Origin of the sequence: Collinsella sp. TF05-9AC, from assembly GCF_003438495.1 — a bacterium.
In the GTDB taxonomy this organism is placed as follows: Bacteria; Actinomycetota; Coriobacteriia; order Coriobacteriales; family Coriobacteriaceae; genus Collinsella.
Map to the genome: position 1 here is coordinate 23,111 of NZ_QSSH01000002.1, position 14,436 is coordinate 37,546.

Below are 14,436 nucleotides of genomic sequence, written 5' to 3' on the forward strand. Positions count from 1 at the left end.
GGGTCATTTCTGAAAGGGGAATCATGAACCGATTCGTACAAAAGCTGATCGCCGGCGCCGCCGCCGTAGCGATCGCCGTAACCGGCCTAATGGGCGGCGCGTCCACGGCCAAGGCTGCGGATCCCGCACAGCCGACGGAGGGTACCATCACCATCATCAACAACGATTCCGCATCATATGACCATACGTTCGAGGGCTGGAGGCTCGCCACCCTGAAGAACGTTACCGTTGCCGGTACGGGTGAGAATACCTCTATCAACTTCGAGATCGATACCACTGACGAATTCGTTGACGTTATTGTCGAAGTCATGAGTGAGATGACCGTGGACGGCAAAAACGTTAAGACCGAGTACGAAGCTGACAATAACTACAACGGTAAGGTGGATGGTACCGAGGCAAACCCTATGGGCTACCTTATCGACAAGGTGTTCAAGGATGATGAGAAAGCTACTTTCGAAAACACTGAGACGCTGTGGATGAACAGTTCCTCTGCTCTCCGTAAATTCGCGACTAAGCTTTCCGCAAAGACCCTGACCACCTCCGTGGCTGACAATCACAAGACGGATTTCAAGAGCGGTACTGCGACGACCGGCGTGAATGAGTGCAAGCAGGGTTTCTGGTTCCTGGTGGACACGACCGCCGATCCGAAGGACACCGCTAACGCGAATGCTATCGAGTCTCAATCCATCCCGATGCTGCTCGCTACCAAGCTCGTTAACCTGACTGGTCAGGGTGCTCCTGACTACGCTGGCGCTACTGCGAACCTAGGCACCGTGACCCTTAAGGCCAACGAGCCTTTCATCAGCAAGGAGATCACCAACGTCAACGAGGCTAATACCGATTCCAAGACCAAGGCGGACGCTCGTATCGGCGACAAGATCACCTATACCCTTACCACCAAAATCCCGAACTACACCGGTTACAACGACGGCTCCCGCGTGCTGCAGCTTATCGATACCGCTGCTCACGGCCTGAAGGACGTTACAGTTACCAAGGTTATGGTTGGCAACTCCGAGCTTAAGACTGATGATGCTACCGATAACAACGGCTACGTCCTGACGCAGCTCAAGAATCAGACCGATCCCCTAGACAACTGTAAGAAGGATGACGCCACCGTCACCACGGTTGACCTTGCTCACTACGTGAACTCGAACGACAACATTGACTCTGGTGCTACGGTTACCGTTACCCTGACCGCTGTTGTCGACTCCGATGCCGTTATCGCTGGCGTTGGTAATCCCAACACCGTTGAGCTTGCATACTCTCGTACCCCGAGCGGTGAAAAGCATCAGGTTCCGGGCCCCACCGTTCGCGTGTACACCTACGATTTCAGCATCCACAAGACCAACATGGCTGGCAACGAGTCGCTTTCTGGTGCTCAGTTCGCGATTGCCCGCGTGGATGCGAACAATACTGAGACATTCATGAAGGTTGACGCCAACGGAATGTGGTCTGATGCGACGAACGCCGACCTCACCGAGGGTAAGCCGACCGTCGGTGGAGACGCAGCTTTCAGCACTAATGGCGCCGGCAATATCTCCATGAAGGGTCTGCCTGCTGGCACGTATCACGTCTACGAGATCAAGGCGCCTGATGGCTACACCAGCATCGGCCTTCCCGATTTCAAGTTCACCATCGACCCGAAGTTTGATAACGCCAGCACGACGGTAGCGTCCGTGGCGTACACGAAGGCCGCCAACACCGACGCACGCATCGCCTTCGACACCGACACCCCCTCTCAGGCCAACGTCAAGAACGCCAAGAATCTCACCGAGCTGCCTATGACTGGTGACCTGGGCATCAAGGTTTTCATCACCGTGGGCGTGCTGCTCATGGCTGCTGGCGCCGCCTTCGCCCTGAGTGCACGTATGCGCGCTTAATTCCCTAGATTGATGACGCGGCGAGCGGGCGATCGTCATCTCCTATCAGCGCCCGCGCGCTGCGTCCTCATATTCTCCTTTCGCCGCACCCCGTCGCGCTTGGACCCGCGGCGGGGCGCGGTGCTTTAACCGTGCCCTCGCACCCACACCCCTGGAGGTGAACCACATGAAGGCAATCAGGCCCGTATCGACGATGCGCACGCCGAGCGGCGGTTCGAACCCGGCTTCCCCCAGCCGGCGTAAACCGCCCCTCGTCCTGCGCCTGCTTTCCCTTCTGTGCTTTGCCGCCGGCTTTGCCATCGTGGCCACGCCACTCGTCCTGCGCGCTATGTCCCAGGCTGAGCAAACGGCCGCCGTTACCGCTGCGCAAAGCACCGTGGACGGCTGGCCCTACCCGCAGGCCGAGGAGGCCCTCGCGGCCGCCCGCGCCTACAACGAGCAGCTGGCTGCCGGCGGTCAGGACGTCATCGGCGAGGTCGTGGACCCGTTCGGTAGCACCTCCGGCGCTTCCACCGCCTCTGGCTCTGAGGATTCCATCGCCTCGCAAGACACCGCCTACCAGGGCCTGCTCGACGCGGGTTCGGGCATTATGTGCTCGGTGCGTATCCCCAAGATCGATGTGAACCTGCCTGTGTACCATGGCACCTCCACCGAGGTGCTCGCCGCGGGCGCCGGCCACCTGTGCGGAACGTCGCTGCCCGTGGGTGGCGAGAGCACGCATGCCGTGCTCACCGGACACCGTGGCGTGCCGGGCTCGCTCCTGTTCACGCGCCTGGACGAACTGCAGGTGGGCGACTCGTTTTACATCGAGGTGATGGGCGAGGAACTGGGTTACAAAATCGACCGCATCGACGTGATTGAGCCCGACGACGATTCCAAGCTGCGCGTGACCGCCGGCGAGGACCGCGTGACGCTCATGACCTGCACGCCCTACGGCGTGAACTCGCACCGCCTGCTCGTCTCGGGCGTGCGCGCGGATATTCCCGACGAGGTCCCGGTGCCCGAGGACGCACAGGGTATCAACACTACCGCCGTGGGCCTGGGCGTTTTGGGCGCGCTGCTGGCCATTGTGATTGGCCTTTTCGTGGCCGGGCACATGCGCAAGAAGCGCCGCGCGGCTCAGCGTGCGGCCGTGGCGGCTGCGGTGACGCTGGGCGCCGACGCGGCTGCTGGCGATGGCGGAAACGGGTGGACCGTGGGAGCCTCCGGGCATGTGGCCCGTTCCGTCTCCTCTGCTTCAGCCCCTTCGGCTTCCCCCGATTCCGATGCTGATACCCCCGCCTATCGCGGGCGACACCTGCGCTAGCGCCTGCGCTCGACGACATCCTCGCCGGCCAGGACGCGCCCGGCATGGTCAACGTGGGCACGTTCGACTGAGCTGTTTCGATATTTCGGACACTAAGCGCCGGTGTTTGCAGAGAGTGCCGAATAGCAGAATGAGAACTATACTTCACAATCGTGTTAGAATGACTGAAAGTAGTAAACATACTTAACACTCAGGAGCAAGATATGACATTCGACAACCTGTATATCGAGCGTCCTCGGTATCAAAAGCTCCTCGAGTCGTATAAGGGCACCCCTTCGGTCAAGGTACTTCAAGGTGTCCGGCGGTGTGGAAAATCGACCCTTCTAGACATATATCGAAAAAGCCTGCTAGATGGTGGGGTCGAAGATCGTAATGTGTTCTGCCGAAAGTTAGATAGCTTGGCTGTTGGTTTGGACGTCACGGCCGAAACGCTGTTGGATGACTTTACGAGGTTCTACGCGCTTGCTGATTCCAATCTGCCTGTGTACGTTTTTCTCGACGAAATTCAAGAGGTGGACGGCTGGGAGAAGGTCGTGCGCAAGCTGCGGGCGCAGCCGGGTGTGGATGTTTATGTCACGGGCTCCAATGCAGATGTGCTGTCGCGGGAGTTGGCTACGCTGCTAGCTGGCAGATGCACCACGCTCGACGTACACCCCTTGTCTTTTGCGGAGTACCTTGAGTTCTGGAAGGCGCGCAGGGGCGCGCTTGATTCTGTTGACGAGGCATTTGCGTATTATCTGCGCTACGGTGGCATGCCGGGGCTCTTCTATGTTCCAGAAGGAGAGGAATTTTGGCGTCGTGAGCTTCGAGGGATATACGAAAGCGTGCTGTTGAAAGACGTGGCCCTGCGTTGTGCGGTTCGCGATATGGTCGCCCTCGATAGGCTGGCTCGTTACGTGCTCATGATGGGTGGCAATTTGTTTTCGACAAGGAAGGTCGCTTCGGCGCTCGCTGCTAGCGGGCTGAAAGTATCGCCTTCTACGGTAGACGGATACCTCGATGCGTTGGCAAAGGCGTATTTGGTGTACCCCTGTATGCAAGAGGGCCTTGCGGGCAAGAAGGTGCTCGCTCCGCAGAGGAAGTTCTACGCGGTGGACAGTGGCCTTACGGGGTTGGCTAGAGATTTTCGGGCGCGCGATACCGGCTATGCGCTCGAAGGCGCGGTTCATATGGAGCTTGTGCGGCGCGGCTACAGCGTTGCCGTGGGAACGTTGCTTGCCGGGGAGGTTGATTTTGTTGCGCGTAGGCACGATGAAACGGTGTACGTGCAGGTTAGCCAGACCATTCTTGCAGAAGAGACGTATGCGCGTGAAGTTGAGCCGCTCGAAGCGATTCGCGATTCTTTCCCTAAGGTGATTATCACGCTGGACCGCGTTGGGTTGGGAACAACAAAGACGGGGATCAAAATCGTGAATGCAGTGGACTGGATGCGGGCGGGGTAGGCACATCGCCGCTTTCGTTTGCAAGAACGCTGAGACTCACTCTTCGCTCGCCTCGGCCGCGTCGCCCCTCAGTTGCGCGTTCTGTGAGCTGTTTCAATATTTCGAACACTAAGCTGCCAGTTTTAATTACCCTCGGCATACTTGCGCGAAAGCCTACTGGTGCTACACTTGCAAGTGCTGTTTCAGGGCGGGGTGAAATTCCCCACTGGCGGTAAATCGGGCGGTGCCAAAGGGGTGCCGTGGCGCAGGCGAGGCGTCTGCGACCGAGCCGATGAGTCCGCGACCCGTGTGTGCGTTGGTTCGCATGCCGGCTGAACTGGTGAGATCCCAGTACCAACGGTTAGAGTCCGGATGAAAGAGGCAGGTGATCTTATGTCTGAACAGTCGCAGCATATCCATTTTGAGAACACGAATAGGTGGAGCACCAAACAGCTCGTTACCATGGCGTTGATGTGCGCCTTGGGCGCCCTGTTTATGTACGTGCAGCTGCCTATCCTTCCTTCGGCGCCGTTTTTGACGTATGACCCGTCGCTGGTGCCGGCGATGGTGTGCGGTTTTGCGTATGGTCCTGGCGCCGGCACTGCTGTTGCCGCCATGGCGATCGTTATCCATGCGCTCACCACGGGTGACTGGGTCGGCGCGCTTATGAACCTGGTTGCCACGCTGGGCTACATTCTGCCCGCGGCTACCGTTTACCAGAAGATGCACACCTATAAGGGTGCCGTGATTGGCCTGGTGCTCGGCGTCATTGCCGCTACGGCGCTGTCTATGGTCGCAAACCTTACCATTGGCGTTTGGTTCTGGTATGGCTCGGTCGATGCGATCGCCCCGCTCATGATTCCTGCCGTACTGCCGTTCAACCTTATCAAGACCGTGCTTAACTCGGTGTTGACGCTGGTGGTGTATAAAGCAGTCTCCAACCTCATCACGCCTAAAAAGGACCAGGTCAAAGGCCGCGCATGATTGAGTGTCGGGGCGTTTCCTTTAGCTATGACGGTGCCGTGTCGGCACTCGACGGTGTCGATCTGAACATCGAGGACGGGGAGTTTTTCTGCATCCTCGGTGGCAATGGGTCGGGCAAGTCGACGTTTGCCAAGCATCTGAATGCGCTGCTGCAGCCCGATGCGGGCACGGTGCGCATTAACGGCATGGATGCGTCCGATCCCGAGCTGGTCTACGACATTCGCTTGACTGCTGGCATGGTGTTCCAGAATCCCGACGACCAGCTTGTGGCGACGCTTGTCGAGGACGACGTTGCGTTTGGTCCCGAGAACTTAGGGGTCGAATCGGCCCAGATCGCGCAGCGCGTGCGCGAGGCGCTGAAGGCCGTGGGTCTGGTGGGCTTTGAGCGCCACGAGACCCATGCGCTCTCGGGTGGCCAAAAGCAACGCGTGGCGCTTGCCGGCGTGCTCGCCATGGAGCCGCGCGTTCTCATTTTGGATGAGGCCTCCTCGATGCTCGATCCGCGCGGACGCAAGGGTCTTATGAAGGCCTGTCATGCGCTGCACGAACGCGGCATGACCATCGTGATGATTACGCACTTTATGGAAGAGGCCGCTGAGGCCGATCGCGTTGCTGTCTTCCAAGCGGGCCGCGTTGCCATGTTGGGCACGCCCGAGGAGATCTTGACGCAGGCGGACGAACTCGCGCAGCTCAACCTTGATATGCCGGAGTCGTGCCGTTTGGGCGTGGCGCTTCGTGCGAAGGGCGTGCCCGTTTATGCGCAGGTGCGCGAGGCGGATGTGGTCGCCGGTATAGCGCAGGCTTATGCCGAGCGGAGTAGGACAGGCATCGCCGGGTGGCCTTTCGCATTCGATCCTCGTATTCCCGACAACGTTTCCTCTGCGCTCGATGGCGCAGACGCGCTGGAGCCCGTTATCGAGATTTCGCACCTTTCGTTTAGCTATTCGCTGAGCGCCCGCGAGCGCCGCCGCTGGCATAAGCGCTCGGCCACTGCGGACAAATCGAGCAAACAGGCTCTCTGGGGAAACGTCCCCAGCAGCCCGTGGGCGCTGCGCGGTGTATCGCTGACGGTGCGTCGCGGCGAGTTCCTGGGCTTGGCAGGTCATACCGGTTCGGGTAAGTCGACGCTGGTCCAGCATCTCAACGGTTTGATTCGCCCTCAGGAGGGATCCGTTCGCGCGCTGGGGCTCGATCTGTCAAACAAGAAAGACGCCGCCGCGGTTAAGGCCAAGGTCGGCGTGGTGTTTCAATATCCTGAGCGTCAGCTGTTTGCCGAAACCGTGGCGCAGGACGTGGCGTTTGGTCCGCATAACCTTGGCTTGCCGCAAGATGAAGTCGACCGTCGTGTCGAGTCATCGCTCTCGCGCGTGGGCCTCGACCTTTCCACGGTCGGCGACAAGAGTCCCTTTGAGCTTTCGGGCGGTCAGCAACGGCGTGTGGCATTCGCCGGCGTGCTCGCCATGGAGCCCGAAGTCCTGGTGCTCGATGAACCCATGGCGGGGCTCGATCCGGCTGCGCACAGTGATTTCCTGGAGCTCATCGATCGACTCCATCGCGAGGGCCTGACCGTTGTCATGGTTTCGCACAGCATGGATGACCTGGCCAATTGCTGCGACCGTATCGTCGTAATGAACGAAGGTGCGGTGTTTGCCGAGGGAACCCCCGCTCAGGTGTTTGCGCATGCGGATGAGCTTAAATCAATCGGCTTGGGTGTTCCCGCTGCCCAGCGCATGGCGCTGGCGCTTGCGAAGGCAGGCGTGCCGCTGCGCTTTGACGGCCTTTATACGGTTGAGTCGCTGGCAGACGAGTTGGTGGACCTGCTAATCGGTCGCTCGGGCGGTCCTTCTAACGTCGCGGACATTGCTAAATCCAAGACGGTCGCGCGAGAGGAGGGCTGCTAATGGAGGCGTTTTCGTTTGGCAGCTACTATCCCGGCGATAGTGCGATCCACCGCCTGGACCCGCGAACTAAGTTGCTCTTGGGCTTTGTGTTTCTGATCACGACGCTCACAGTCAGCAGCTTCCGCGGACTGGTCCCGGTCGCAATCTTCGTTGTCCTGATCTATACCGTGTCCCGGGTGCCGTTGCGCCGGGTCCTATCATCGATGGCGCCGCTGCTGGCAATCGTCGTCGTGGTCGCGGTGCTCAACTTGTTTACCGATCAGAGTGGGCGCATCTTGTGGCAGCTCGGCTTTCTGCAGATAAGCGAGGGCTCGCTGCGTTCTGCGGCGTTTATGGCGTGCCGCCTGACCCTGATGATGGCCGGCATGAGCGCCATTACGCTCACCACCCCCACGCTCGACCTCACCGCGGGCTTTGAGCGTCTGCTCGCACCGTTTGCGCGCGTGGGGCTTCCGGCGCATGAGCTCGGCATGATCATGGGTATCGCGTTGCGCTTTATGCCGCAGTTCGCTACCGAGATGAAGCAGACGGCCGATGCGCAGGCGAGCCGCGGTGCGCGCGTGACGGGCGGTCCGCTCGGTGGCGTACGCATGCTCGGCAGTGTGGCGATCCCGCTGTTCACGGGCGTGTTCCGTCATGCCGAGACGCTTTCGGCCGCCATGGATGCGCGTTGCTATCACGGCGAACAGGGACGCACGCGTCTGCATGCACTTACGTTTGGCCGCGGCGATGCGTTGGCGGCGGTGGTGACGGCGTTGCTGCTCATCTGCGTCATCGTCATCAACCTTCAACTTGTTTAGGCGCGATTCGAGCGCAAGAAAGGGGTCCCTATGACCGACAACGACCGCACGGCTCAGCTTGAGCTCGCCTGTTCGTATCTCAGGCGCATTCCGGCGTGGTATCTGGCCACGACCGATGTAGCCGACGGGCATCAGCCTCGCGTGAGGCCGTTTTCGTTTGCCATGGTCGATGACGGTAAACTGTGGTTTTGTACGTCGCGCGACAAAGATATGTGGGCGGAGCTGAGCGCGAATCCCAAGTTTGAGCTCTCGGGCTGGAAGCCGGGGGAATGTTGGATCGTATTGACCGGCGAAGCCGCACTTGAGGACGACGCAGTTGCGAGCGACAAGGTGCGTCAAGCGGGTTTTAAGCACATGGTGGGCATTGGCGAGGAACACGAGAGTGCCAACGACGGCCGCCTTGCTTTCTTTTCGGTCCGCAACATTGCCGCGCGCTTCTGTGATATCGACGGCAGCGAGGAGCGCCTGGAGCTCTAGCTCGCACAAACCGGGCTCCCAAACTAGCTAGTACAGGAGGAAACGTGGACGGATTGAATACGGTGTTGGAGTATCTGACGTCGGTGCCGGCATGGTATTTGGCGACGAGCGTTGACGGACAGCCTCATGTGCGTCCGTTTTCGTTTGCGCAGATCCAGGATGGCAAGCTGTGGTTTGTAACAGCGCGCACCAAAGATGTGTGGCAAGAGCTGCTGCAAAACCAGCGCTTTGAGGCCACGAGTTGGTGGCCGGGCCATGGCTGGCTCATCTTGCGCGGGCGTGCCGGCTTGGATGACCGGGCTTTAGACGAAATGCGCGAAGCCGGGTGGAAGCATCTAGAGCACCTGGGCGAGCACTATGAGGGGCCTAACGACCCCACGCTCGTCTTCTTTAGCGTCGAGGATCCCGAGGCTTTTATCTGCAATCACGACGAATGGGTGCCGGTCGAGCTCTAGCCAGCTGGCTCATCCTAACAACTTGGTTTTCGCATGGGCGGGCCCCGTATTGCCCGGCGCCGTTAGGAGCGCCGGTCAATACGGGGCCCGCTCCATTTGTCAATTCCTTCAAGCGAATGTGTCGGGAATGTTTCAATGCATGAATATGCAAGCCATTTACGTGTTCATGCATCTTTTGGTGCTAAAGTTTCAACCCACTTCATAACGACCGCTGCGAAATGCGCATCGGTGCATAAATCGCAGACAAGGAGTCTGATATGTCTTTGAAGGTTGGAATCGTCGGCGCGGCTGGATATGCCGGCGCCGAACTCATTCGCCTCATGCTTGGCCATCCCGAGTTTGAACTTGTTGCCATTACGTCCAACGCCGATGCCGGCCAGCCGCTGTCCGCGGTGTATCCGAGCTTTGCTGGCGTGAGCGATCTGGTTTTCACCACGCATGACGCCCCCGAGCTCAAGAGCTGCGATGCGGTTTTTCTTGCCGTGCCGCACACGGCTGCCATGGCACAGGTGCCCGCGCTGCTTGCCGCGGGCGTTTCCTGCTTTGATCTTTCGGCCGATTACCGTCTGAGCGACGCGTCCGTCTTTGAGGCATGGTATGCCGCTGAGCACACGAGCCCCGAGTTGCTCAAGACCCGCGCTTTTGGCCTGCCCGAGCTGTTCTGTCAGGACTTAGAGACTGCTGCTTCCAGCCATGCCGCCGGAAAGCCCGTGTTGGTCGCCTGCGCCGGCTGCTATCCCACCGCAACGAGCCTTGCAGCCGCTCCTGCCGTGCGTGCGGGCTGGGTGGCCGAGAGCGGTCCCGTGATCGTTGACGCTATCAGCGGCGTGACGGGTGCCGGCAAGTCCTGTAACGCCCGCACCCATTTTTGCAGCGCGGACGAGAACCTGGAAGCCTATGGCGTGGGCAAGCATCGTCATACGCCCGAGATCGAGCAGATACTCGGCCTAGCCGACCGCATCGTCTTCACCCCGCACTTGGCACCGCTCAAGCGCGGCCTGCTTTCCACGGTGACGATGCCGCTCGCGCCGCAGGCTCTCGACGCGCTGGTTCTTGAGGATGTCGTCGACCATTACAAGAAGTTTTACGCCGGTCGCACCTTTGTGCGCGTGCTCGATGCCGGCCAGCAGCCCAAGACGGCTTCGGTCGTCGGTACCAATGCCGCCCAGATTGGCCTTGCGCTCAACAAGCGTGCAGGCGTGCTGGTGGCGACGGGCGCCATCGACAATTTGTGCAAGGGTGCTGCGGGCCAGGCGGTCCAGTGCGCCAACATCGTTTTTGGCTTTGACGAGCGACGAGGCTTGCTCACAGTGGCGTGCCCGGTGTAGCACATTCGATTGTTAGCGATTTGGTAGTCGGGTATCGAGTTGGGCGCCACTTTTAAGCTGGTCTAGTAGTTGCGACCGGTATGGCGTGCCAGCCGATGCCCGCTTTTTTGTTTGATATAAGGAGTCGTAGGGACGATGAACACCGACCTGATTGATATCAAGATTCGCGCCGTCGAGGGCGGCGTTACGGCGGCTGCCGGCTTTAAGGCCGCAGGCATCCATGCGGGATTCCGGAAGAATCCCGAGCGCTTGGACTATGCGCTCGTCGTGCCTGATAAACCCTGTCCCGGCGCCGGCGTGTTTACGACCAACCGCTTTTGTGCGGCGCCCGTGCAGGTGAGCCGTGCCAACCTGGGCGGTGCGGACAAGGGCTATGGCATTATCGCCGGTGTTTCGGTCAACTCTGGCAATGCCAACGCCGCCACGGGTGAGACAGGCCTTGCATGCGCGCGCGAGACGTGCAGCATCGCATCGCAGGTCATCGGCTGCGAGCCCCAGCAGATCCTGGTTGCCTCCACGGGTGTGATCGGGCAGATTCTGCCGATCGACACGTTTGAGACCGCCATTCCTGCTGCCTACGAGGCACTCTCCGCCCACGGTGGCGCCGATGCCGCTCGCGCCATCATGACGACCGACACGCACTCCAAGGAGTACGCCGTGTCCTACGTCAGTGAGGCCGCGGGTCATGCGGGCAATGTCTATACGGTAGGCGGAATGTGCAAGGGCTCGGGCATGATCATGCCCAACATGGCCACCATGATCGCAGTTATCACCACCGATGCCCACGTCGAGCCTGCGGCACTTCATGCCCTACTGCTCTCGACCGTCAAGCAGACCTTTAACAAGGTAACGGTCGATTCCGACACCTCGACCAACGACACCTGCATCATGCTTGCCTCCGGCGCCGCTGCCGCAGATGCCGAGCCTATCGTCGAGGGCTCCGATGCCTTCGACGAGTTGGCATTTGCCGTGCACGAGGTGTGCGAGAGCCTGGCGCGCAATATCGCCGCCGATGGTGAGGGCGCATCCAAGCTTGTTACGGTCAACGTTACCGGCGCCGTGAACGACGAGGAGGCCGATATCGCCGCCCGTGCCGTTGCCAACTCGCCGCTCGTCAAGACCTGCATCGCCGGCCACGACTGCAACTGGGGCCGTGTTGCTATGGCGCTTGGCAAGTGCGGCGTTAAGTTTAATCAGGAAGACGTTTCCATCGACATGATGGGCATGCCTGTCTGTCGCGACGGTCTGACTGTTCCCTTTGACGAGGACGAGGCTCTACGACGTTTCGAGGCGCCCGAGATCGTGATCTCGGCCGACCTGGGCGCAGGCGACACGGCAACGACCGTGTGGACCTGCGACCTCACGCATGAATACATCTCCATCAACGGCGACTACCGTTCCTAGATTCCAGGCATGCTGCGCATCTTGCCGCGATTGCGGACGGCGGAGTACGGCGCGATAACGATACGAAAGACGAGGCAGATTATGAAATTCGCACGCGATTGTCGTTCGAGCGAATCCAACGAAGCAACCGCGCAGCTGCTGTTCGAAGCGCTGCCGTGGATTAAGAACCTGACCGGCAAGACGGTTGTTATCAAATATGGCGGAGCCGCCATGGTTGATGAGCAGCTGCGCCGCGACGTGATGAGCGACATCGTTTTGCTCAAGATCATCGGTATGCGTCCCGTCATCGTGCATGGCGGCGGCAAGGCTATCAACGAGGCGCTGAGCCATTACGATATTCCCGTCGAGTTTAAGAACGGCCAGCGCGTGACCACGCCGGCGACTATGGATATCGTGCGCGAGGTGCTGGGCGGCAAGGTCAACCAAGAGCTGGTTGCTGCCATCAACCACCACGGCAACCTGGCCGTGGGCGTGTCGGGCAGCGATGCCGGCACCCTTATCGCCGAGCCACTCGACCCAGAGCTCGGCCGCGTAGGCAAGGTCACGCACGTCAACACCGACTATATCGAGCGCCTGCTCGATAGCGAGTACATCCCCGTCATCGCTACCGTCGCGGCGGGGGAGGACGGCGGTTTCTTCAACATCAACGCCGACACCGCCGCCGGTGCCGTTGCCGCGGCGCTCCACGCGCATAAGGCAATCTTTTTGACCGACGTCGATGGCCTGTACAAGGACTTTAGCGACAAGGACTCGCTTATCTCCAACCTAACGCTCGACGAGGTCAACGAAATGCTCTACGGCGGCGAGGTCGATAAGGGCATGATTCCCAAGCTGCGCGCGGCCGTCGATGCGCTTACCGGCGGCGTATTTCGTGCCCACATCATTAACGGTACTACGCCGCATTCGCTGCTCCTGGAGCTGCTGACCGATGCCGGCGTCGGCACCGTGATCCATTCCACCGAGACGGCTTACGAGTTCGATACGCATCCGCATCCGCTTTCGACGTTTGCTGCGCGTCTGACCGAGAACCTTGACGAGGTCGAGAAGCTTCAGACGGTCTAGCTGACCCGCAGCCGCCCCATTCCTGCACCCATAGCCCCGCGCCGTCTGGCGCCCAACGAAAGGCATCCCATGTCACTTGCAGCTCAGCAATCGCTTGAATCCCATTACGTTATGCATACCTTTGGCCGCTCTCCGGTCGAGTTTGTCGAGGGTCACGGCATGAAGCTCACCGGCGACGATGGCCGTGAGTACCTCGACTTTCTTGCCGGCATCGGCGTGTGCAGCCTAGGTCATGGCGACCCGGCTGTGCTCTCGGCGCTCGAGGCACAGACCAAAAAGCTCATGCATGTCTCCAATTACTTCTACATTGAGCAGCGCGGACAGGTCGCGGCGCTGCTGTCCAAGCTTGCTAACGACGACGTAGATGGTGCGCGCGTGCTTGCCGATGCCATTGCCGCCGGCGATGAGACCACGGCAGCTGCTCTTGGTGCCCCGGCTGCGGATGAGCAGGTTTGGGAGACCTTCTTTGCCAACTCTGGCGCCGAGGCCAACGAGGGCTCGATGAAGCTCGCGCGCCTGTACGCCAAGCGTGCCGGTAATGGCGGCAACACCATCGTGTGCATGCGCGGCGGCTTCCACGGCCGTACGCTCGAGACCATTGCCGCCACCATGCAGGATTGGCTGCAGGACAGCTTCCGCCCGCTGCCGGGTGGCTTTGTGGCCTGCACGCCCAACGATGTGGATGAGCTGCGTGCGATCTTTAAGCAGCTGGGGAGCGAAATTTGTGCCGTGATGCTCGAGCCGATCCAGGGTGAGAGCGGTGTGCATCCCATGACCGAGGAGTTTATGGCTACGGCGCGCGACCTGGCACACGAAGTGGGCGCCGTGCTTATCGCCGACGAGGTCCAGTGCGGCATCTTCCGCTCCGGCAAGCCGTTTGCGTTCCAGACCTATGGCGTGGAGCCCGACATCATGAGCCTTGCCAAGGGCATTGCTGATGGCGTGCCCATGGGTGCCGTCGTGGCGAAGAAGGAGATTGCCGACGTGTTTAAGCCGGGCGACCACGGCTCGACCTTTGGCGGTAGCTGCTTGGCCATCGCGGCGTGTGCCGCGACGCTCTCCGCGCTTGTGCGTGGCGATTATGCCGAGCATGCTGCCAAGGTGGGTGCCTATATGGAGGCAAAGCTCGCCAAGCTGCCGCACGTGACCGAGGTACGTGGTCGCGGCTTGATGCTCGGCTGTGATTTGGATGATGCCGCGGGCGACGCGCATGGTGTTGTTGCCCGCGCGCTGGCCGCCGGTGCCGTGATCAACGCTACGGGTGCGCATACGCTGCGTTTCCTGCCGCCACTCGTCTGCGAGGAAGCCGACGTGGACAGTCTGATCGAGATCCTGTCGGGTGTTTTGGGCTAACGCGGCGCAATAACTCAATTTGGACCGAGTTCCGGACTGCGGACGTGCCCTATGCGGCATGATTC

General features: G+C 60.2%; 12 protein-coding genes and 1 riboswitch. All 12 genes read left to right on the plus strand.

Going from position 1 to position 14,436, the window contains the following annotated elements; translation table 11 throughout:
• The first annotated feature begins 23 nt into the window (after positions 1-23).
• The 12 genes from DXC52_RS00770 (at position 24) to DXC52_RS00825 (ending at position 14,371) form a co-directional block, all read left to right on the plus strand.
• Positions 24-1,880: a SpaA isopeptide-forming pilin-related protein gene (locus DXC52_RS00770; RefSeq protein ID WP_158554564.1), complete on the plus strand. Its 1,857-nt coding sequence runs from the start codon at positions 24-26 to the stop codon at positions 1,878-1,880.
• 166 nt (positions 1,881-2,046) lie between these two features.
• Complete coding sequence (locus tag DXC52_RS00775) at positions 2,047-3,186, plus strand: class C sortase (protein WP_199409402.1); 1,140 nt, start codon at positions 2,047-2,049, stop codon at positions 3,184-3,186.
• A gap of 203 nt (positions 3,187-3,389) precedes the next feature.
• The gene (locus tag DXC52_RS00780) at positions 3,390-4,628 is read left to right on the plus strand and encodes an ATP-binding protein (RefSeq protein ID WP_117745764.1); all 1,239 of its coding nucleotides are present in this window, start codon (positions 3,390-3,392) and stop codon (positions 4,626-4,628) included.
• A gap of 174 nt (positions 4,629-4,802) precedes the next feature.
• Positions 4,803-4,995: riboswitch (FMN riboswitch) on the plus strand.
• A gap of 5 nt (positions 4,996-5,000) precedes the next feature.
• Positions 5,001-5,591, plus strand: coding sequence for an ECF transporter S component (locus DXC52_RS00785; RefSeq protein WP_117745765.1), 591 nt, complete (start codon positions 5,001-5,003; stop codon positions 5,589-5,591).
• Positions 5,588-7,492, plus strand: a complete 1,905-nt coding sequence (locus tag DXC52_RS00790; protein WP_117745766.1) for an energy-coupling factor transporter ATPase — start codon at positions 5,588-5,590, stop codon at positions 7,490-7,492. The genes DXC52_RS00785 and DXC52_RS00790 overlap by 4 nt, the downstream gene beginning before the upstream one ends.
• The gene (locus DXC52_RS00795) at positions 7,492-8,292 is read left to right on the plus strand and encodes an energy-coupling factor transporter transmembrane protein EcfT (protein ID WP_117745767.1); all 801 of its coding nucleotides are present in this window, start codon (positions 7,492-7,494) and stop codon (positions 8,290-8,292) included. Before DXC52_RS00790 ends, DXC52_RS00795 begins: the two co-directional genes overlap by 1 nt.
• Positions 8,293-8,322: 30 nt before the next feature.
• Complete coding sequence (locus DXC52_RS00800) at positions 8,323-8,769, plus strand: pyridoxamine 5'-phosphate oxidase family protein (protein WP_117745768.1); 447 nt, start codon at positions 8,323-8,325, stop codon at positions 8,767-8,769.
• Positions 8,770-8,813: 44 nt separating this feature from the next.
• A complete protein-coding gene (locus tag DXC52_RS00805) occupies positions 8,814-9,224 on the plus strand; it encodes a pyridoxamine 5'-phosphate oxidase family protein (RefSeq protein WP_117745769.1) in 411 nt (136 codons plus the stop codon).
• A 257-nt stretch (positions 9,225-9,481) separates the two neighbouring features.
• Entirely contained in the window at positions 9,482-10,552 is a 1,071-nt protein-coding gene (argC, locus tag DXC52_RS00810) for an N-acetyl-gamma-glutamyl-phosphate reductase (RefSeq protein WP_117745770.1), read from the plus strand.
• A gap of 135 nt (positions 10,553-10,687) precedes the next feature.
• A complete protein-coding gene (gene argJ, locus DXC52_RS00815) occupies positions 10,688-11,956 on the plus strand; it encodes a bifunctional glutamate N-acetyltransferase/amino-acid acetyltransferase ArgJ (RefSeq protein ID WP_117745771.1) in 1,269 nt (422 codons plus the stop codon).
• 81 nt (positions 11,957-12,037) lie between these two features.
• Complete coding sequence (gene argB, locus DXC52_RS00820; RefSeq protein WP_055252306.1) at positions 12,038-13,018, plus strand: acetylglutamate kinase; 981 nt, start codon at positions 12,038-12,040, stop codon at positions 13,016-13,018.
• Positions 13,019-13,087: 69 nt separating this feature from the next.
• The gene (locus tag DXC52_RS00825; protein WP_117745772.1) at positions 13,088-14,371 is read left to right on the plus strand and encodes an aminotransferase class III-fold pyridoxal phosphate-dependent enzyme; all 1,284 of its coding nucleotides are present in this window, start codon (positions 13,088-13,090) and stop codon (positions 14,369-14,371) included.
• Positions 14,372-14,436: the final 65 nt, after the last annotated feature.